The organism is Pontibacter sp. GD13 (genome assembly GCF_058216355.1).
Genome location: NZ_JBYZMQ010000007.1, coordinates 146,006 through 167,078, shown reverse-complemented (window position 1 = coordinate 167,078; position 21,073 = coordinate 146,006). Strand labels below are relative to the sequence as shown.

16 protein-coding genes are annotated in these 21,073 nt (G+C 52.0%); 5 read left to right on the top strand and 11 right to left on the bottom strand.

The window, feature by feature from the left end; genetic code table 11:
* Positions 1-30 precede the first annotated feature (30 nt).
* Both AC4BAN_RS11685 and AC4BAN_RS11680 read right to left on the bottom strand, forming a co-directional pair.
* Positions 31-2,547, bottom strand: a complete 2,517-nt coding sequence (locus AC4BAN_RS11685) for a PspC domain-containing protein (RefSeq protein ID WP_490564583.1) — start codon at positions 2,545-2,547, stop codon at positions 31-33.
* A complete protein-coding gene (locus AC4BAN_RS11680) occupies positions 2,544-2,888 on the bottom strand; it encodes a PadR family transcriptional regulator (RefSeq protein ID WP_490564582.1) in 345 nt (114 codons plus the stop codon). Before AC4BAN_RS11680 ends, AC4BAN_RS11685 begins: the two co-directional genes overlap by 4 nt.
* 295 nt (positions 2,889-3,183) lie before the next feature.
* Between AC4BAN_RS11680 and AC4BAN_RS11675 the strand changes: the two genes are divergently transcribed.
* Both AC4BAN_RS11675 and porU2 read left to right on the top strand, forming a co-directional pair.
* Positions 3,184-4,278, top strand: a complete 1,095-nt coding sequence (locus AC4BAN_RS11675) for a putative type IX sorting system protein PorV2 (protein WP_490564581.1) — start codon at positions 3,184-3,186, stop codon at positions 4,276-4,278.
* Positions 4,279-4,324: 46 nt separating this feature from the next.
* A complete protein-coding gene (gene porU2, locus AC4BAN_RS11670; protein WP_490564580.1) occupies positions 4,325-9,307 on the top strand; it encodes a putative type IX secretion system sortase PorU2 in 4,983 nt (1,660 codons plus the stop codon).
* A 71-nt stretch (positions 9,308-9,378) separates the two neighbouring features.
* Here the strand turns inward: porU2 and AC4BAN_RS11665 are convergent, their stop codons facing one another.
* The 3 genes from AC4BAN_RS11665 to AC4BAN_RS11655 all read right to left on the bottom strand — a co-directional run bounded on the left by AC4BAN_RS11665 (position 9,379) and on the right by AC4BAN_RS11655 (position 12,189).
* Complete coding sequence (locus AC4BAN_RS11665) at positions 9,379-9,864, bottom strand: dihydrofolate reductase (protein ID WP_490564579.1); 486 nt, start codon at positions 9,862-9,864, stop codon at positions 9,379-9,381.
* Between the two features lie 3 nt (positions 9,865-9,867).
* The gene (gene fmt / locus AC4BAN_RS11660; protein ID WP_490564578.1) at positions 9,868-10,797 is read right to left on the bottom strand and encodes a methionyl-tRNA formyltransferase; all 930 of its coding nucleotides are present in this window, start codon (positions 10,795-10,797) and stop codon (positions 9,868-9,870) included.
* 135 nt (positions 10,798-10,932) lie between these two features.
* A complete protein-coding gene (locus AC4BAN_RS11655) occupies positions 10,933-12,189 on the bottom strand; it encodes an exo-beta-N-acetylmuramidase NamZ family protein (RefSeq protein WP_490564577.1) in 1,257 nt (418 codons plus the stop codon).
* A gap of 33 nt (positions 12,190-12,222) precedes the next feature.
* Here AC4BAN_RS11655 and AC4BAN_RS11650 point away from each other — a divergent pair, with 33 nt between their 5' ends.
* Complete coding sequence (locus AC4BAN_RS11650; protein WP_490564576.1) at positions 12,223-13,431, top strand: ABC transporter permease; 1,209 nt, start codon at positions 12,223-12,225, stop codon at positions 13,429-13,431.
* Between the two features lie 77 nt (positions 13,432-13,508).
* Here AC4BAN_RS11650 and AC4BAN_RS11645 read toward each other — a convergent pair whose 3' ends face one another.
* From AC4BAN_RS11645 to AC4BAN_RS11635, 3 genes are all read right to left on the bottom strand, one after another.
* Positions 13,509-14,354: a mechanosensitive ion channel family protein gene (locus tag AC4BAN_RS11645; protein ID WP_490564575.1), complete on the bottom strand. Its 846-nt coding sequence runs from the start codon at positions 14,352-14,354 to the stop codon at positions 13,509-13,511.
* A gap of 97 nt (positions 14,355-14,451) precedes the next feature.
* The gene (locus tag AC4BAN_RS11640; RefSeq protein WP_490564574.1) at positions 14,452-15,150 is read right to left on the bottom strand and encodes a peptidoglycan DD-metalloendopeptidase family protein; all 699 of its coding nucleotides are present in this window, start codon (positions 15,148-15,150) and stop codon (positions 14,452-14,454) included.
* Between the two features lie 34 nt (positions 15,151-15,184).
* The gene (locus AC4BAN_RS11635) at positions 15,185-15,751 is read right to left on the bottom strand and encodes an HNH endonuclease (protein WP_490564573.1); all 567 of its coding nucleotides are present in this window, start codon (positions 15,749-15,751) and stop codon (positions 15,185-15,187) included.
* Between the two features lie 273 nt (positions 15,752-16,024).
* Here AC4BAN_RS11635 and AC4BAN_RS11630 point away from each other — a divergent pair, with 273 nt between their 5' ends.
* Together AC4BAN_RS11630 and AC4BAN_RS11625 are read left to right on the top strand one after the other, a co-directional pair.
* Complete coding sequence (locus AC4BAN_RS11630; RefSeq protein ID WP_490564572.1) at positions 16,025-17,116, top strand: 2Fe-2S iron-sulfur cluster-binding protein; 1,092 nt, start codon at positions 16,025-16,027, stop codon at positions 17,114-17,116.
* 123 nt (positions 17,117-17,239) lie between these two features.
* Positions 17,240-18,964, top strand: coding sequence for a M3 family oligoendopeptidase (locus AC4BAN_RS11625; RefSeq protein WP_490564571.1), 1,725 nt, complete (start codon positions 17,240-17,242; stop codon positions 18,962-18,964).
* A gap of 81 nt (positions 18,965-19,045) precedes the next feature.
* On the opposite strand, the gene paaD is transcribed toward AC4BAN_RS11625, so the two are convergent.
* The 3 genes from paaD to AC4BAN_RS11610 all read right to left on the bottom strand — a co-directional run bounded on the left by paaD (position 19,046) and on the right by AC4BAN_RS11610 (position 21,015).
* The gene (gene paaD, locus AC4BAN_RS11620) at positions 19,046-19,531 is read right to left on the bottom strand and encodes a 1,2-phenylacetyl-CoA epoxidase subunit PaaD (RefSeq protein WP_490564570.1); all 486 of its coding nucleotides are present in this window, start codon (positions 19,529-19,531) and stop codon (positions 19,046-19,048) included.
* A gap of 96 nt (positions 19,532-19,627) precedes the next feature.
* Positions 19,628-20,383 carry a 1,2-phenylacetyl-CoA epoxidase subunit PaaC gene (paaC, locus tag AC4BAN_RS11615; protein WP_490564569.1) on the bottom strand — a complete coding sequence of 252 codons (756 nt, stop codon included), beginning with the start codon at positions 20,381-20,383 and terminating at the stop codon, positions 19,628-19,630.
* Positions 20,383-21,015, bottom strand: a complete 633-nt coding sequence (locus AC4BAN_RS11610) for a phenylacetic acid degradation b (protein WP_490564568.1) — start codon at positions 21,013-21,015, stop codon at positions 20,383-20,385. The genes paaC and AC4BAN_RS11610 overlap by 1 nt, the downstream gene beginning before the upstream one ends.
* Positions 21,016-21,073: the final 58 nt, after the last annotated feature.

Here is a 21,073-nt window from a genome sequence, read left to right as displayed (position 1 = left end):
TGGTTTTAGTTTGTACAAAATGGCAAGCTTTTAGCGTCTTTTGATGCTGCTTGGGCCATAACTATCAATAGTCGTTTTGCCAGGGTTGCCACTGTACGTGATGCGGCTGGCACCTGTCGCCTCAGCACGTAACGTAGACGAGGCATATACTTCCGCTACGCTTGCGCCGGTTACGTCTACATCCACTGCGTCGGCGCGTAGACCTTCCGCATCAATGCCGCATGCGCCTGTTGCATCCAGTTCAAAATCAGTAGCCCGCCCATTGAATTTGCTGACAGAAGCGCCTGACACGTCCACTTTCAGGTGGCGCACATTCAGGTTGGCTGTGGATTTGGTAGCGCCTGCTAAATTAATGTTCAGCCTGTCGGTGTCAATCCGGCCAATATCGGCTTTAATGGCACCGGATAAGTCCAGGGTCCGGTAGTCGGGGGCAGTAATCTGGATCAGAACCGGCGCACGATCATCAAACAGGCTAAAGTTCTTTTCCCGTGTTTCAATCACCAGTTCATCACCATCTTGTGAGATCTCCATTCTACGGATGTCCTCCTCTCTTCCGCGCACGCGCACACTGTACTCCCTGCCCTGCCGGATCTGGACATGAAAGGGGCCGGATACATCCACGGAATTAAAGTTGCGGTTATCAAAGGAGCGGACATTGTCGCTGTATTCGTCCGCGTCCAGCAGCACACTGCCGCCAACCTTCACAGCGCCGTCACCTAAGTCAATGTTCATGTCAAAATCATCGTCGTGGTACTGTTCTGTGTCCGTTTCTGTATCCAGTGTGTCTGAAGCGCAGGTGAGGCATTCCAGTTGGTCACCTTTCACCTGCCAGGTATTCCGAACAATCTTCTCGCGGCTATAGTCTGTGGCAAATGTGGCGCTAGGCAATAAATAGGTAAACTCACGGGTCAGGCGCAGGGGCTTGTTCTTAGGTAACTTGAGCACGATTCCTATTTCCTGATCACGGAAAACAGCGCCTTCCTTAAACTCGTAGCTGTTGTCGAATCGGATAACAGAGTCCTGCTGCACCACGCGGTACGATACCATGCGGGCGTTCCGTTTCGCTTCTTCCTCTGTTTTTCCCTTGGCCTCGGTGCGCTGAATGATCTCGATGTCGCTTCCGTTGTGCTCCCGCACGTCCACGTAAATGCGATCGTAGTCCTGGTTGTTGTCGTAGGCGCTCAGCACAACCGTGCCATACCCATCGGCAGGGATGCTCTTGGTGGTGATCACCTCACCGCTTCTTCGGAAATTACTGCTAAACACCATAATAGTGGCGATCATGGTGAACAAACCAACAAGCCAAATACCAAATAAAGTCCAACCCACGATAGGACGAAGAAACGTGCGCTTAACTAAAAGACTGATAGCCAGGATAAATAACAGTAGGGTTGGGATAAGCCCTACAATAAAACCTGCCACCAGTCCGAGCCTGGGAAACCCACCCAGGATCACGGAGGCCGGGAAATCGCCAAACACCATATACTGCGTCTCATCTATCAGACCAAACGAGGCAAAGAGGGCCGAGAACAAGGCGACGGTCAGGCCGGCGGAGACAGCCAGTAAGATAACGCCTGCCACCACGCGTATCAGTGTGATCAGCACAGCAAGTATGGGCCCCAGCGATTTGCCAAGCCAATTAATTACTTGTGAGATCAGCCGGATCGGGAGCAGGATCAACTTTGCCAGGGGAGTTTCATGGCCGTTGTTGTCATGCATGTTCAGGTTATCCTTTAAGGAGCGCTCTATTCCTGCCAGGGTCACCGGGTCGCCTTGCATCTGCATGCGCTCTGTTAAGGTAACCGCCTCCGGAACCGAGATCCAGAGTACGATATAGGCCAGAATTCCGAAGCCCCCCAGGAAAATAAAGACCAGGAACAGGATGCGGACAACCGCCACATCCACCCCAAAATACTTGGCAATGCCACTGGCAACCCCAGCCAGCTTTTTGTCCTCGGGGTCGCGGAAAAGCTTTTTAACATTGGTTTCCGGCAGAGCTGCGCTCGGTGGCATGGCAATCCAAAGCACAATGTAAAGTATAATGCCAAAGCCGGTGATACCACCAGAAAAAGGAATCCCAATCACGAGAATGATAAACAGCAGCCTGATCCAGACCATGTCGATGTTCAGGTAGTTGGCGATACCGGAGCACACGCCCGCAATTACCTTGTGGTTAATGTCGCGGAACAGTTTTTTGGTGCCCGTCGCCGTGTAGGCTCCTTCGGTGGTATAAGCGCCGGCTGGTTGCTGCTGCCCGGTATGCGGCATGTCTTCCAGGGGTTCTTCCACCTCAAAGTCCGTCACGTTGCCCATGCGCGTAATCAGGTACTCCACATCCTCAAACGAGATCACCTGTTTGCCGGGGGCCAGCCTTCCGGAGAAAATTTCGGCAATACGAGCCTCAATGTCGGCCACTATCTCCTCATGACCCTCATAGTTAGAGAAGTACGTTCTGATAGAAGCCAGGTATCTGCTTAGCTGCTCATACCCATCTTCCTCGATGTGAAAGATGATGCCTTGCAAGTTGATACTTATATTCTTTTTCATAATTGCTGAGATTTCTTGTTATGGATGATGTGTTCAGTGGAGTCAACTAACTCTAGCCAGGTTGCGCGGAGCTGTTCTAAAAAATCGCGGCCGGTGTCGGTGAGCTTGTAATATTTTCGCGGAGGCCCGGAGGTAGACTCCTGCCAATTGTATTCCAGAAGCGACGCGTTCTTCAGGCGGGTAAGCAGCGGGTAGAGGGTGCCCTCCACCACAATCATTTTCGCTGCTGTCAGCTCTTCCAGCATATCAGACGCATATACTTCACCACGCGAGATAATCTCCAGTATGCAGAATTCGAGAATTCCTTTCCTCATCTGCACTTGTGTGTTTTCTACTTTCATGATGATTCGGTTATATTGTGTAGCAAAGTTAATGTAAGGTACTATGTAAAGCAAGGTACTGTTTAAAATTTTTTTACGAAAGTTTTCATTAATGGTTATCATCCTAAATTATTATGATTTTAAATTTCTATTTTTGGATAAAAATATTATCAGGCAAAAGTCAACTAAAGTGATGTTTCGGTTGTTGAGGGGGCATCTTTAACAGTCAACTTGTTGGTTTCGAGTTGAATACCAGTGAGTGCATTTTTTGCTTTGGCCTTGATAAAATGATTGCGTAAACGCTTACCGGATAAGTATGAATAAATTTACCCTGACAGGTTTATTATTGATTTTACTGTTTGCCAGCCGACTGGCCGGCGCCCAGGTGTCCACGCCCAAGTACAGCAATGAGTTTCTGAACATTGGCGTGGGCGCACGCGCATTGGGCATGGGAAATGTGCAGGCGGCCATCGTAAACGACGCGACAGCGGGCTACTGGAACCCGGCAGGACTGCTGCACCTGCGGCAAAAGTATAACATTGCCCTGATGCACTCCGAGCTTTTTGCCGGGATAGCCAAGAACGATTTCGGCAGCTTCGCCATGCCCCTGGATACGAACAGCGCCTTGGCTGTTTCCGTGATCCGGCTTGGGGTGGACGATATTGCCGATACCCGTCGTTTGCAGAATGAGTATGGCTACATCCAGTACGACAGCATCAAGTTCTTTTCTGTGGCAGACTACGCCATGCTGGTTTCCTATGCGCGCCGCAGCCGGTTAGTGGCGGGTTTGCAGTTAGGGGCCAGCGCCAAGGTTATTTACCGCAATGTGGGGGAGTTTGCCAACGCGTATGGCTTTGGCGTGGATGCCGGCGCGCAGCTGGCCAGGGGCAGCTGGCAGTTCGGCCTGATGGCCAAGGACATCACCACCACCTTCACCGCCTGGACGCATAATGTGGAAGCGTTGGAAGAAGCCTACCAGCAAACAGGAAACGACCTGCCCGAAAGCACCGCAGAGCTTACCCTGCCAAGGCTGGTGCTGGGCATAGGCAAATCCTTTCAGCTCACCGATAAACTGACGGGCCTGCTGGCCACAGACGTGGACTTTACCTTCGACGGAAAGCGCAACGTGATGCTAAAGACCGACGTGGTTTCCGTCGATCCGCACATTGGGGCAGAGCTGGCTTATGCCCATACCGTATTTGTGCGGGGCGGGCTCAACAATTACCAGGAAACCAGGAATTTTGAGGGAGGCACTACCAAGCGCATGCAGCCTAATTTCGGGGTGGGCTTTAAAACCAAAGGGTTGAATTTTGATCTGGCCATGTCCAGGGTGAACGGTAAAGAAGCCAACGCGATTTCTGGCAGCGGCACCTCGTCTGTGATCATCTCGTTCGGCTATTCCTTTAATTAAACTATCGTACAATAAAGCATTCCACTTTATGCAGGGTACATTTACTTTGAAGCGCCTTAAACTCCTACTTCCTGTGTTGGTTGCCCTCCTCTCGGTGCAGGCAAGGGCACAGCAGGTATTCGGAAACGAGTGGATCAACCATGCGCAGACCTATTATAAGATCAAAGTTATCCAAACCGGCCTTTACCGCCTCGATCAGGCTTACCTGAGCAAGCTAGGCCTGGCCGGCGCCGACCCCCGCAACTTCCAGCTTTTCAGAAGGGGCAAGGAGATTCCGCTCTACGTGGCCGGCGAGAGCGACGGCAGGCTGGACGCACAGGACTTCATCGAGTTTTTCGGAGAGCGAAACGACGGAGCCCTGGACAGCGAGCTGTACAAGAATCCGGCGAACCAACCGCACCAGTTGTACAGCATCTACACTGACACCGCGGCGTACTTTTTAACGGTGAGCCCGGCACCTGGCAAACGGGTACGAGAGGTGAACCCAGCGGTGGCCGGGCTAAACCCTGAGCCTTACCACTTACAAAAGGCAATCGGCTTATACAATAATGCCTTTAAAAAAGGAAAGATCTATGGCGCAAGCCGGTTCCCGTGGATGGACGACGGGGAAGGGTATACTTCCAGTGCCTCCCGGTTTGAGAAGCTTCACACCATAGGGGGGATTCTAAATGTTGAGAGTACTGGCCCAAAGCCAAGTGTGAAGTTCAGTACCTGCGCCACAAATCCCATTGTCCACGATTACGAGATCAAGGTGCTGCCCCCATCCGGAGCGGCCAGGGTGTTACAACGGTTTAAAGTAGAGGGCGACGGCTTTGCCCATGGGCAGGCGACCGTTGAGCTGGCCGACATCTCATCGGCTGGCGTATTCACTTTTCAAACCTCTCCGGATGCGTACCCCACCACCGAGAACCAGATAAGCATGGTGCACGGAATCCTGACGTATCCGCAGAAGAATATTTTCTCCGGTTCTTTCATGTTCCTTTATACGGACTCCTCCCGGTCAGCAAACCCTTACTTTGATTTCACAAGTGCCCCTGCCTCCCCGGTGGCTTACGATCTGAGCGATGCTGGAAATATTACCAGAACTACGGGGTATGTTTCCAATGGCAGGTGGGGTTTTGTTATTCAGGCGGGTAATGGCAAAAGTCACCAGGTGTTGCTGGCAGATATGTCTAAGGCGCTGCAACCGCTGCCGGCTTCAAAAATTATCTTTCGTAGAATTAACCCAGAGGCGCATAACTATATCCTGCTCTCGAACAGAAGGCTCATGACGCTGGCCGGAAACGCCACGCTTCCGGCACCGCAGGAGTATGCAGCGTATAGGGCGTCTACACAGGGCGGGGGGTACGATACCTTGCTGGTTTTTGTGGATGATATCGTGGATCAGTTCCACTACGGTGAGTTTTCGGCCAATGGCATCAAGCGCTTCTTAAGCTTTATGGCTTCCAATGCCCGACCAAAGCACATGATCATACTGGGCAAAGGCGTAGATTTCGATAAGATCAATTATCGGGTGCCCGCATCGAGAATGTATGACCTGGTGCCAACCGGGGGTGTTCCGGCTTCTGATGTGATCTTTTCGGCAGATTTCCGGAATAACGATTTGGTCCCCGCCATCCCCACCGGGCGGGTTTTTGCCACCTCAGCCCTGGATATTATTAACTACTTAAACAAGGTAAAACAGTACGAGGCGGTGCCTGATGGCGTGGCGTGGCGAAAAAATATACTACAACTGGGAGGCGGTAAAACACCGCTTGAGATCAGCGATATAGCGGCTTATTTAAGGGGCTATGCGGCAATTGTTAAAGGACCTTATCTGGGAGGCAATGTAATAGAGAAGTACAGGCAGAACGTGAGTGAGGTGGTCGAGAACATCAACGTGTCAGAAGAGTTGAACAAGGGTCTCTCCCTGATCACCTTCTTTGGACACAGTTCTCCGGGAACCACCGATCTGGATATAGGGTATGTCTCAAGCCCGGGCAGTAATTACAAGAACGAGGGCAAATACCCAGTCTTGCTGATGAACGGATGCAATCTAGGAGATGCCTTTACACCCGGGACCATCACTTTCGGGGAGGACTGGTTGAATACGCCCGACAAAGGAGCCATCGCCCTGATCGCGCATACAGGGGCTGGTTATCCAAATTTCTTGAATATATATTCAGAATACATGTATTCACAGGCATTTCGTGATCCGGCTACCTATGGCGCTACCATCGGCCAGGTGCAGCAGGCCACGATCAGGGGCGTTATGACTACTACCACTTCTCCCATAGCCATGGCAATGGTAACAGAAATGGTGTTGCAGGGCGACCCTGCCATAAAGGTGTACAGCCCTGCAAAACCAGATTATTATTTTCCTGACAACGCGTTTGCGGTGGAAGATGAGAAAGGCGAAACCGTAACCGCCGCTACTGACAAATTCTCTTTGTCCGTTAGTGTGGGGAATCTGGGGAAAGCGATAACCGACTCTGTTGTTGTTTCGGTAAAAAGAACATTGGCAGACAACGCAACAGTGGTGCCTATGGCTCCTTTCAAAGTAAAACCTATACTCGTAAACGGCAAACTCAAACTCACCCTGAGCAATAAAGGCGTTGCCGCCCTGGGAATCAACGCGTTTGAAGTGAAACTGGACAGTCCCGGCGCCATTGAGGAACTGAACGAGAATAATAACACCGCAGTATACCAGCATTACTTTCCGGCAAGCGGCCTGAAGGCACTGAGCCCGGCTGAGTACGGCATTGTAAACTCTGATAAGGTGAAGCTGCAGGTACAGGCCACCCAAACACTATCGAACAAGCAGGGGTATTATTTTGAGTTGGATACCACCCAGGCGTTTAACAGCGGGCTCAAACAGAACTACTCTGCGGCCAACTCCTGGTTGCCGTCGTGGCAGGTAACCTTGCCCAAAGGCAGCCCGGATAACGACAGCACCGTGTATTACTGGCGTGCCCGTTTCCAGACCTACGCCCCCGGCGAAGACACCGTCTGGACCACAAGCTCGTTCCGCTACATCCCGTCCGCCGGCGCCGGCTGGTCGCAAAGCCATTACGGGCAGTTTAAAAGTGCTTCTACTGCCAGAATAGAAAACGAGGGAGACAAAGCGATTCAATGGGAGTTTCAGAAAATAAAGGCCGTGCTATCCGTGAAGGCGATTGGTGGGGACTTTCGCTATACGAACCCGCCCTACGGCATCTTCTACAACGATGAGATGCAGCTCTATACCCCGTGCGGCGACCCGGTCGGGACTTCATCGCCAAAAATTTACGCGATTGTAATCAATGATAAGACCTTAGAGCGGGTAGAGAAACTGGGAACAGCCTATTGCGCCAGTTCGCTCACGTTATATGAGTTCGGCGATCTGAACAATGCCTCCAACCGAGACAAGATGATCGCCTTTCTCAACGCCGTGCCTGCCGGCTACTACGTGGTGGCAATGAGCGTGAACAAAGTGCCTTTCGAGAGTTTTTCTGCAGCACAGAAAGCCGCCTTTGGCACCATTGGCTCCACGCTGATCAACTCCCTGAAGAACGGGTACCCTTTTGCCATCATAGGGCGCAAAGGCGCAGCACCCGGCACCGCTCTTGAAAGAACAGGGGATGCGGGCAGCTCAACGGCCGTTACATCGCAGGACATCACCCTAAACGAGATTATTTATTCCAGGCAAACAGAGGGGGAGATCACTTCTACTGTAATAGGCCCTGCCAAGAAATGGAAAACCCTGCACCACAACATTGAGCAGTACAAAGGCGGGGAAGATACCTACGCCCTGCGGGTGACGGGTATAAATAGCGGTGGTACGGAGCAGGTGTTACTCGAAAAAGTAACCGGCAAAGTATACGACCTGTCGGCTATTGATGCAAAAGCGTTTCCGAACCTGCGCCTGTCTGTTGTGCTGAAAGATGCCCAGGACCGGACAGCGCCGCAGCTAAAGGAGTGGTTTGTGCTTTACGAAGAACTTCCAGAAGGGGTGATCATTCCTGATCTGGCAAAAGTAGGCAGCGAGGAGTTGACCCAACAGGCACAGAAAGGGGGGATAAAGGTGCCCATGGCATTCCAGAATATCAGCCCGACAGCTTTTAGCGATTCTGTTACTGTGGAGGTAACCGTGGGAGGCGATACTTCTGATCCGGTGGTGAGCCGATTCAAAATAAGACCCGTGGGTGGCAATGAGACCGTGAACTTTGAGTTTGCTATGCCGACTGCCACACTGGAGGGGAATTACAAGCTGAGCATGTTTGTAAACCCACAGGTACTGCCGGAGCAGAGTTATACCAACAACATATACGAGGTTAACTTCGGCGTAAAATCCAAATTGCACCCGCTGATGGATGTCGCCTTCGACGGCATACACATCCTGGATGGAGAGCTGGTGTCGCCGAGCCCGCTGATAAGCGTAACGGTGAAGGATGAGAATCGGTTTACGCCATTGCAGAACCCCTCGTCGATGCTGATGGTGCTGACGGACCCGAGCGGGGTGCAGCAGGAAGTGGCCCTGATGAATAACAACACTGAGATCCGTTATTTCCCGGCAGATGAAAAAAACGACTTCAGGCTGGAGTATAAGCCGGAGCGCTTAGCCGATGGCAAGTACCAGTTGGAGGTAAGGGCCAAAGACTCGAGCGGAAAAGCCTCAGGCGTTGCAGCCTATCGGATCAGCTTTGAAGTAGAGAACGCCTCCAGGATCACCAACTTCTACCCGTTCCCGAACCCGTTTTCCAGTAAGACCAACTTTATCTTTACGCTAACGGGCAACGAGGTGCCTGAACACATAAAGATCCAGATTCTGACCGTAACCGGGAAGGTAGTGAAGGAGATACTGAAAGAGGAAATGGGGCCGATCCGGATCGGCAACAACAAAACCGAATACGCCTGGGACGGCACCGACCTATACGGCGACAAGCTGGCTAACGGCGTTTACCTGTACCGTGTGGTGATGAGTCAGGTAGCCGATGGCATGAAACACATGTACAAGATCGGGGATAAGTCCTTTAAAAATGGCTATGGTAAGATCTACATCCTGCGTTAGCACAACCACTCATACTTTAAAACAGGGAAAGCCGCTTGATTAAGCGGCTTTCCCTGTTTTAAAGCTAGAAACTACTTCCGGCGGAGTGTCAGGAAGGAATAGCTATACTTGTTTTTCTCATCCGGGGCATGGTCTTCCTGCATTACCAGTTCCCACTCCTCCTCGTTAATCTCCGGAAAATACGTGTCGCCCTCAAAGGCATGGTGAATCCGGGTTAGCTCAATGGTATCCACAAGGGGCAGGGCCTGCCTGTAAATCTCAGCGCCGCCTATCAGGCTTAAAGTTTCGTCGAGCTGCCTGGCCTGCGCGATAGCCTCTTTCACAGAATGCACCACCAGGCAGCCCTCAGCCTGGTAACCCACTTGCCGGGTGATCACGATGGAGGTGCGCCCAGGCAGCGGCTTGCCAATGGATTCGTAGGTTTTGCGGCCCATCAGGATCGGGTGCCCCATGGTGAGCCGCTTAAAGCGCTTCAGGTCGGCGGGCAAATGCCAGATCAGCTGGTTGTCTTTCCCGATCACATTGTTCTCGGCGGTAGCGACCACTATTTGTACCATGGGTTAAACGTTAAAAGTAAAGCCCCGCAGCAGATCCTGCAGCGGCATGCGTTTCTTGCCTTCCATTTGCAGGTCCAAAACAGAAACAGCGCCCTCTGCGGTTTTAATATGCAGGAAAGTTTTGTTATCTGTGTGGATGTGGCCCGGTGCTGACGTATAGGCAGCGTTTTGCAGCACATCCACTTTAAAGATCTTGAAGTTCTTCTCGTTCAGCCTGGCCCAGGCGGCAGGGTAGGGACTTAGGCCCCGGATAAAATTGCGCACCTGTTCAGCCGACTGGTTCCAGTTGACCAGGCAGGTGTCTTTAAAGATCTTGGGGGCATGCCGGGTTTCGGCGTTCGTTACCTGCGGTTGCGAGGTTACCTCATCCTGCTCGATGGCCTGTACCGTGCGCAATGCCAGGGCTGCGCCGGTATACTTCAGTTTTTCATACAGGCTGCCAAAATCATCCTCCTCTGCAATTGGCACCCGTTCCTGGAAGATCAGGTTGCCGGTGTCGATCTCGTGTTTCAGGAAAAAGGAGGTAACGCCTGTTTCTTTCTCGCCGTTGATGATGGCCCAGTTGATGGGGGCCGCACCCCGGTACTGCGGCAGCAGAGAGCCATGAATGTTGAAGGTGCCCAACGCCGGCATCGCCCACACAACCTCCGGCAGCATCCGGAACGCCACAATGATCTGCAAGTTGGCCCGGAAGCTCCGCAACTCCTCCAAAAACGCCTCTGATTTCAGGTTGGTGGGTTGCAGCACCGGAATGTTTTGAGACAGGGCATACTCCTTTACCGGCGACTGGTGGATCTTTTGCCCGCGCCCTGCTGGTTTGTCCGGTGCCGTGATCACCGCCACTACCTGGTATTTATGCGCAACGAGTGCCTGGAGGGTAGGTACTGCAAAGTCCGGGGTACCCATAAACACAATTCGTAATGCTTTTGTCATGTATGATTTCTGTAATGAAACAATGTTAGTCGACTGGTTGTCTGGTGCCAAAATCCAAATGGGTTAAACCTGCCTCATGAATTTTAAATCCGAGCTTATTCGATGTGTTACGTGCTACATTTTTTGCAATGTGCCTTATTTTGCATCCGGGTATAGCAAATAGTGCTTGCGCATTGCTTTATATGCGGTTAGTTTGGGCTCCCAACTGGCGCGTATCTCCGCCTCTGTTTTACCCGCTTTTACCTGCTCCCGTAGTTGAGCCGTACCGGCCAGCTTCTCAAAAAAGTTGTTGAAGAATTTTTCTTTCTGGGTAGAGTGCCGGTACATGTCCAGCAGAAAAGCCAGCGTGAACGGCTGGGCATCTGCGGGCTGTGTCAGGTCCAGGCCATAGCAGACCTGCCCTTTGTGCGGGGGCTCCGTTGCGCCGGGCATGCTGATAGGGGTAAACGAGAAGCGTTTGTTTTGATAGAAGGGGCTGCCAATCACCTGGAACGGGTTGGGGGTGCCGCGGCCTACGCTCACGTTGGTGCCTTCGAAAAGCGCCAGCGACGGATAAAGGATAATCGCCTGCTGGTTAGGCAGGTTGGGGGAAGGTTTTACGGGCAGTACGTAGGCCGTTTGATGCGTGTAGTTGGCCACCGGAATCACTTTAAGGTTTGCCTGGCGCTGCCCTTCAAGCCACTTTTGCCCGTTAATCATGTTGGCCAGTTCGCCGACAGTAAGCCCGTGCACGATGGGGATCGGGTGCATGCCCACAAAAGACGTCTGCTCTTTCTCCAGCACCGGCCCATCCACGTAGTGCCCGTTCGGGTTGGGGCGGTCAAGTATAAGTACCTGTTTGTTGTTCTCGGCGGCGGCTTCCATCACGTAATGCATGGTGCTGATATAGGTATAAAAGCGCGTACCCACATCCTGTATGTCAAAAATCAGCACGTCCAGGTCTTTTACCTGCTCAGGCAGTGGCTTTTTGTTCTTGCCGTATAACGAGATGATCGGGAGCCCGGTTCTCGTGTCTTTGGCGTCTTTCACGTGAGCCCCGGCATCCGCTTCGCCACGAAAGCCGTGCTCAGGGGCAAAGATGGTCACAATTTTTACGCCCCGGCTCAAAAGCGTGTCCACCAGGTGCGTGTTGCCCACCAGCGACGTTTGGTTCACCACCATGCCCACCCGTTTGCCTTTAAGCAGGGGTAGGTACTGGCCCATGCGCGCAGCGCCGGTCTGGAGCGGCGTGGCTTCCGGTACAGGGGTATGGCCGGCTACAGCAACGGTGTCGGTTTTGCCAGTTGTTACGACAGGCTGTTTCGGCGCGCAGCCGTTAAAGGCCAGCAGCAGCGAAGTATAAAGTATAAGGAAGGGATGCGTCATGGTAATACCGAATAAGTCAAAATTCATACCTATCTTTAAGGCTGATTAAAATGCAGACGAGTGAACATCTCCAAGTACATAGCTGATAAAATATCTGTGGTGCAATCCGGCACGTTTACGTCGTCGGTTACAAAAATAGCAATAATCAGCATAGCTGCCGGCATTGCGATCATGATTGTGTCTTTTGCCATCCTGGAGGGCTTCCAGAACGAGATCCGGGAAAAGATTTTCAGCTTCAGTGCGCACCTGCAGGTAACCAAGTACGATACCAACAACTCCTACGAGGGCGCCCCGATCAGCAGCAACATCGGCATTACAGACTCCATAGCGGGAGTGGCCAAGGTGCAGCCCTTTGCCCGCAAAACCGCCATTATCAAAACAGCCGACGAGGTGCTGGGGGTGGTGCTGAAGGGCGTAGGCCAGGATTACGACCTGAGCGCCATGAAGCAGAACCTGGAAGCAGGCAAACTGATCAGTTTTTCCGACACGGCCTCCTCCAAAGAAGTGTTGCTGAGCCAGACCGTGGCCGATAAGCTAAAGCTGAAGGTTGGCGACGAGGCCATTTTTTACTTTGTTCAAAATCCGCCGCGCGCCCGCAAGCTAAAGGTGTCGGGCATTTTTAAAACCGGCCTGGAGGAATTCGACGAGGTGTTTGTAATAGGCGACATCAAGCTGATAAGGGAACTGAACAACTGGCCGGATACACTGTCGGGTGGCATAGAGATCGTGCTCAAAGACTTTAACCAGCTGGACCAGGTGGCAGCCAGGGTGTTCGACCAGATGAACTACGACCTGCAGCTGGAGAAAATCACAGACCGCCATGCCCAGCTTTTCGATTGGCTGAAACTGCTGCGCAAGAACGTGATCATTTTTCTGGTGCTCATCATTTTTGTGGCCACGTTCAACATGATCTCCACTGTTTTTATCATGATCATTGAGCGCATAAACATGATCGGCGTTTTAAAGGCCGTTGGTGCCACCGATGGGCAGATCAGGAAGGTGTTTTATTTCCGTGGCCTGAACCTGACTTTAAAAGGTATATTCTGGGGGAACGTAATTGGCCTGGGCTTCTGTGCCGCGCAGTATTACTTTGAGTTGATACCCCTCGATCCGGAAAGCTACTACATGGATCGGGTGCCCATCAGCTGGAACTTCGGAATTATACTGGCCCTCAACTTGCTTACCTTGTTTCTAACGATGCTGGCCATCCTGATTCCGGTTGCCATGGTAACCAGGATAAAGCCGGTGAAGGCGATTAAGTTCGATTAACACTTGCCCCTTTTTCAACTGCACTTACGCTGTAAATGCAGAAGGCCTTTGCTCAGCAAAGGCCTTCTGCATGGAGCTTAGTTCTGAATTGCCGGGTTAAGTTTCCCATTCTCCACAAAGCTGAACACCTCCCGCTTAGGAACCGGCATGGCAATATGGTGCAGCTCGAAGGTTGTTTTAGCTTTTTCCATCATATCCCAGTACAGGCCCCAGTAATCGGGGCGGTTGCACCAGATGCGGGTAGAGATGGTGATGGCATGCTCGGCGAAGTTAGTGACCACGATAACCGGCGCCGGGTCCTGTAATACCCGTTCATCCTGGCTTACCAGTTCCTGAATGAGCTGCCGTACCTTGCCGATGTCGTTGTGCACCGACACAGTGAAAAGCAGCTCTACGCGGCGGGTGCTCTCAACAGAGTAGTTTACCACTACCGTGGAGGCCAGTGGGCCGTTGGGCAGGTAGATGGTTTTATTGTCGGGCGTTTTCAGCACCGTGTTAAAAATGTTGATGAGGTGCACCGTGCCGCCTTGGCCCTGCGCCTCAATATAGTCGCCTACCCTGAAGGGTTTAACGGTGAGGATAAGCACACCCCCCGCGAAATTGGAAAGGCTGCCCTGCAAGGCAAGGCCAATGGCAAGGCCTGCCGAACCCAGTATGGCAATAAAGGAGGTCATCTCCACCCCGATCTGCGCAATCACGAGCACAACCAGCAACACCCAGAACGTGACGCTGATAATGTTGCTCAGGAAGGGCCGCAGCGACTCGTCCACCCCTTCCTTCACCATCAGTTTAGATACCAGTCTGTTCAGGCGTTTGATCACCCAGATGCCAATAACAAGTATAAAAATCGCTACCAGGAGCTTGATTCCATAGAGCAGCAGGAAATCTGATACAACGCCGCGGTACTTTTCAATATCAATCATACTACAAAAAATAAAAATGCTTCTAAAACAAAGGGCACTGCCTGCTCAGCAGCGCCCTAAATGGCATGTTACTCAAAAAATAGGGTTTTTGCAAAAATCAGGAGAGGTGCCGGCTCTGCAGAATAAGGTTGGGGTTGGGGCAAAGCTGCGCATACTTGGCGCGTTCCGAATTGGTGGCCACACCCGGGAAATCGCCTTGCCTGCCCTCCATGGATGCCATTACCTGGAAGTGCAGGTGCGGGGGCCAGTTTCCGTTTTCCGGATAGGGGCCGATCTCTGCCACTTTTTCCCCTTTCTGAAAGCACTGGCCAATCCGAAGACTCTCCAACGAGGCACGACGCAGGTGGCCGTACAAAGTATAAAAGGCAGTGCCCTCCAGTTCGTGTTTCAGGATAATAGTCGGGCCGTAATCCCCGAAGTTATCATTGTCGCGGAAGCTATGCACGGTGGCCTCGAGGGGCGTGTGCACGGCAGTGCCGGCATCGGCCCAGATGTCCACGCCCAGGTGCAGGTTGCGGCTTTCGGCCTGCACATCAAAGTGCTGACTCCGGCGGTAGATAAAGCGGTCCTCCAGATAACCGCCCAGGCCAATGCGGGCTTTTTTCTCGTGCAGCATCAGTTGCACGGCGGCATCAAAAACGGGGGTGTCCTGCAGGTCTGTTTCCAGCAGCAGTTTGTTGCCCACCGTAAAGTCGAGGGCGCAGGCACTGGCTGCGTTTAGGTCGGCTTGAACAACCCGGGCAAAGGCATGGCGGTGCCTGCTCAGTATTTCATGAAGGTTTGGTGTTGTATGCATAAGTAAGAAAAGACGCCCTAAACGCCTACCGAGATTACAAAGGTACGCTTACCTCTTCCTCCACGTATTTCGAAAGCGTTTTCAGGCTCTTGGTTTTTCCGAAAAGTTCTTCGGATTTTCTGCTATACGCCTGTGCCGCCTCCTGCAGCGTGGCAAATGTGCCCAGGTTAATACGCTGCTTGTTATGGTGTATGATAGCGCGGTATTTCTGTGCCTCTTTATGTACCCCGCGCACCCCCAGCTTGTTCTCTGTCTTGGCCGTGTTCCGGACAATTTTACAGAGCGGTGCCCACTCCAGGTTCTCGCGGCGACAGTCCAGTTTGTTGCCATTTATGAAATGGACATACAGCTTGATGGCGCTTTCGGGCTTTTCGAGCTGCTGTTCGCCAATCATCTTATGCAGATAAATGGTTTCGTTGCGGTACTTGCCGTTCTTGAGCGGCCAGTTCTTCTGAAAGAAGGCATAGCCGTTGGAGTGGATGCGCAGGTGCTTCAGGAACTCTATCTGTTGCAGGTACGCGTTGTTTTGGATGTACTCGTAGGTCTTATCGTCTACGACTACGGTTTTTTCACAGTTTTTGAGTGTCAGTTTGTAGAGCATTGTTGTTTTCACTAATTGTTATTGCAAAGAACGGAGGTCTGGCCATAAATACAGTCAGGCCTGGGTTGCACTGCTGATCAGTGCGATGCAAAGTTGCATATTTTTTTATTATCAAACACAAATAATATATATAATATTACATAAAATATTAAAAAAATTTAGTTGTAAAGTATTTTTGTAGGGTACTTTCTGAGAACAAAGCAGATTATCGTAACTTTCAGAACGTAACTATGTTTAAAGCAAAATATTTTAGCTTAACCCGCATTCTATAGCATGAGTAGTCCATATTTTAACCTGACAGTTGTCGGGATAACCCACGAAACGCCAGACGCTGTTACCCTGCACTTTGAGCATCCGGATAAAGAGCCGATTACCTACAAGCCAGGCCAGTTTTTAACCTTGATCTTCACTATTGAGGGCAAGGAAGTGCGCCGTTCGTATTCGCTTAGCAGCACCCCCCACGAAAGCCCGCAGCTGGCGGTAACTGTTAAACGGGTTTCCGGCGGATTAGTGTCAAATTACCTGCTGGATCATATAAAAGTAGGCGATGAGATTAAGGTGATGCAGCCCATTGGCAACTTTTGCCTGACCTGTGCCCCGGATAACCAGCGGCACGTGCTGTTGTTTGGCGCCGGCAGCGGCATAACCCCACTCATGTCTATCCTCAAGTCGGTTCTGAAAGAGGAGCCTAATAGCCAGGTAACGCTGCTCTACGGAAATAGCGATGAAGACTCGGTAATTTTTAAAGACCAGCTTAAGCAACTGGAAGGCAGTTACCCGGAGCGGCTCACGGTCCGATACATCTATAGCCAGCCGAAGCAGGCCTGCGAATACAAGGGGCGCTTGAACCAGAGCCTGATCCTTAAAATACTGGAGCGGCAGCAGCTGGCCAAAGTGGAGAATGCCGTGTATTTTATGTGTGGGCCGGAGGGGATGATGGACGAGGTGCGCCACGCCCTGGATGTGCTGCATGTGCCCGCTGACCGTATTTTTAGGGAGAGCTTCGTGAGCAACAAACTCCTGGAGCAACAGCAGGAGCAACAAAGCCTGCACGGCGATGTGATGTCGTCGGATGATGACGGGGAGATTGTGACCCAAACGGTGACCATCATTTACGAAGGAGCCGAGTACCATGTGGAGGTAGAGCCGGACCAAACGATTTTGGAGGCCGCGCTTGACCAGGATGTGGATTTGCCTTATTCCTGCCAGGCAGGGCTTTGCACCGCCTGCCGGGGTAAGTGCCTGAGTGGCAAGGTGCACTTAGATGAACGCGAGGGCCTCTCGGATGCAGAGCTGGAAGAAGGGTATGTGCTGAACTGCGTGGGCCACCCCTTGACCAGTAACGTGGTGATTGAGATCGGATAAGTTTTTAGTACCGTATACACAAGCAGCGGCACGTCTGTTTTGACAGGTGGCGCTGCTCTTTTTTTGCACTTTCAAAAGAAGTAGCTATATTACACTTTTATAATATGTATTGTGATTATGACCATGCCTACTGCTAACTTAATCGTGCCTGAACGCAAGCCCAGAACCTATCTGTCGGAAGATTTTAAAGTTGAGAACTGGGAAACGCTGCAGCCATATTTCGATGAGTTGAAATCCAGGGAGATAAACAGTGTGACGGAACTGGAGAGATGGATGCAGGACCGCAGTGAGCTGGAGAGCACCCTGTCGGAAGACCTGGGCTGGCGCTACATCCGCATGACCTGCAACACGCAGGATGAGGCGTCTACGCAAGCGTTTCAATACTTTGTGTCAGAAATTGAGCCGCAAATTGCCCCCCTCGACCATGCGCTGAACCTAAAACTGATGCACTCGCCTTATGAGCCGGCGCTGGACCGCGAAAAATACAGGGTGTATTTAAGAGGGGTGGAGCGCGCATTAGAAATATTCAGAGAAAGTAACATTCCGCTTAATACAGAGATTAGCACCAAGCAACAGCAATACGCCGCCATCACCGGCGCCATGACGGTAACCCTGGACGGAGAGGAGATGACACTGCAGCGTGCCGCAGATCGTTTAAAGCTAACCGAAAGAAGCAAACGGGAGGAGGCCTGGCGCACGGTACAGGAAAGGCGCTTTGAGGACAGGGAAAAACTGGACAGCCTGTTCAGCGAGCTCCTGCAGCTGCGCCACCGGGTGGCCAAAAACGCCGACTTCGAGAATTTCCGGGATTACATGTTCGCCGCCCTGGGCCGCTTCGACTACACCCCCCAGGACTGCTTCGATTTTCATGCCTCCATCGAGCAGGGCATCGTGCCTTTGCTCACGCAGCTCGATAAGGAGCGGAAGCAGCAGCTGGGAGTAGAACTGCTGCGCCCCTGGGACTTGGAAGTGGACCCCACAGGCAAAAAACCGCTGGAGCCTTTCCAGACCGGGGAGGAGTTGCTTGATAAAACCATACAGGTGTTCTATAAGCTGGATACATACCTGGGCGACTGCCTGGCCACCATGCGCGTAATGGGGCACCTGGACCTGGAGTCGCGTAAGGGCAAGGCGCCCGGAGGCTACAACTACCCGCTTGATGAGATCGGGGTGCCTTTTATATTCATGAACGCCACCTCCAGCCTGCGCGATGTGATCACGATGCTGCACGAGGGCGGGCATGCCGTGCACTCCTTCCTGACGCGCGACCTTTACCTGAACGCAGCCAAGCACCCCCCATCCGAGGTGGCGGAACTGGCTTCCATGTCAATGGAGCTGATCTCAATGGATAACTGGGGCGTGTTCTTTGAGGATGAGGAGGAGCTGAAGCGGGCCAAGCGCAAGCACCTGGAGAGCGTGCTGGAAACCTTCCCGTGGGTTGCCACCGTGGATAAGTTTCAGCATTGGATCTACGAACATCCGGACCAGACCACGGAAGAGCGCCATGCCGAATGGCTGAAGATATTCGACACCTTCAACCATCAGTTAGTCAACTGGTCTGGCATTGAGAAATACAAGCCTTACATGTGGCAGAAACAGCTTCACATTTACGAAGTGCCCTTCTATTACATCGAGTATGCCATGGCGCAGCTGGGTGCCATCGCTGTCTGGAAAAACTATAAAGAAAACCCCACTGAAGGTTTAGCCGCCTACAAGCGTGCCCTTAGCCTGGGCTATACGAAATCGATCGGCGAAGTATACGAGGCTGCAGGCATCAAATTCGATTTCAGCACGGCCTATATCAAGACCCTGGTGGATTTTGTGAAAGGGGAGATGGAAAACATTTAACCCCTACTTGGTTTGCACTAACACAGAAGCGCCTGCTATAGTATAGCAGGCGCTTCTGTGTTAGTGCCCGGTACATTTTGTTTACAAAGGCTTAAACTGTTCGAACATCTGGCGGCAGTTATTGCAGTAGTGCATTGATCGGCAGAGCGTAGGGCCAAAAGGTGTGCGCATGGAAGTGTTATCGCTGTCGCAGTACGGGCAGTTGGCATACTCTATAATGTCCAGGTCCAGGATGACATCGTACTTGGGTGGCGGGGCCAATCCGAACTCCTTTAGGTGCCGACGTCCTTTCTCTGATAGCTTGTTGCTGTTCCAGGGCTTGTCAAAGCTCATGTTTACCGTGTGCCTGCTGATACCGTGCTCTTCCAGGGTGCGGATCACATCCTTCTTCATATAATCCATGGCAGGGCACCCGGCAAAGGTTGGTGTCATGTTCACGGTCACATGCTCATCGGCTCCTATCTCCACGCCCGTGATCACACCCAGATCCACCAGCGAAAGCACCGGTATCTCGGGGTCTTTCACAGCTTCGAGCAGGGTTAATATGTTTTCTTTGGTCAAGGTCATGTTATTGTTTTTAGACAAAAGAATTTGTGACAAAGGACAAAAGAGATAAACTAAGTATAAAGTCTTTTGTCACAAAAATCGTTTGTCAGGAATGAACTACCACTCTGCCGTCGGGTCAATTTTAAAGACCTCTGCCATTTCATCGAGCAGGGGTTGCAGGTGCGCCGTATGCTCGCCGTAGCGGCCTCCGTACACAGGTTGTATATTTTCCAGAGCAGGGAGTTTTAAATCACTCTTGCTCAGTACTTCCTGAATGCGCTGCAGCCATTCCACTTTCACTGCCTCCTCGCCGGGGTAAACACCGGCCTCGATCAGTTCCTGCTCATACTTCGATTGCTCGAACATACCCAGTGCATAAGGCAAGGCCTCCTCCAAGGACGTCTGTAAGCGAAGAATGGCCTCCTCGGTAGAGGATCCCAGGTTTTTGATCCAGGTGTTGGCATGCAGCACGTGGTATTTTACCTCCCCTTTCAGTTTGGTGGCTACTTTTGCAATGGGCTCATAACTTGACTGTGCCAGCATCTCAAAGCGGATGATCTCGGCATTGTCGAACAGGAAATGACGAATCAGGCTGAAGTCATACTCGCCGTTCAGCAGTTCTACAAACTGGCTATTGTGGAACTGGTTGGCATTGCGTGTAAAGGCAACGGTATCCGGGTCTGATTCACCCAGGTCGTGCAGCAAAGTATAAAAAGCCAGGCTGTGCCCAATCTTATCCTGCGCCATCGACGAGAAGGCAATATCCTCCTCCAGGATAGGGCCGAAACCGGTCCATTCTGAATTGCGGTGGCCCAGTATCAGTTGGTCGTCGGCCAGTTTGTATAACAGGTCTTTTATCGCTTGCTCGTTCATCAGGTAGTGGTGTTTTTACGCTCTTCTTTAAACTTCGTGATTTTGTCCATCACCCGGTAGGCAATGGCTTCCCGGTATTTTTTTTCCGGTACCGTGGTCCACATGTCCTTGTCTTCTTCTGCAGACTGGAGCACATCTTTTGACCGGGCCACCCATACATTTACAACAGGCCCTTTTTCGCCGAAAGCCTGCTTTGCCTGCCGGAGTGCATCCAGGTAGGAGTCGGCTGTTACGCGGCCAGCATGGGTGTGCGCCTTTCCGCGCTTTTTCAGGTGGAATATCTCATAAGGCTCCGGCTGCCCGCTGCTTTCGGAGGCGGCCGCAAGGTCTAAGGTGTCGTATATGTTTTCGCCGTCGTTGCCATAAGCTGTTACCTGGATGTGCTCGGTGCGCACCACCCAAAGGCCCACGCAGGCAAAGCGGCGGCTGTACTGCTCTTTGGCAAACAGAAAGGCCACATCCTCGTTGGGTGCATGCACCGGGCCCACATAAGTGTGGCTGGCGCTTTCCTTTTTCTGATGGAAGGCCTCGTAGGTTTCAAACTGGTCCAGCTCCTGCTTGGGCGCCATGGGGGGCACCTCGCCCTCGGGCAGGTTTAGTCGGGTAACGCGGGGGTCTAAAGACTTTAACATAGTGTTTTTTAGGTTAGGGGGTAGCGCCTGGGGGAAAGTGTTATGCCACACCTATTAC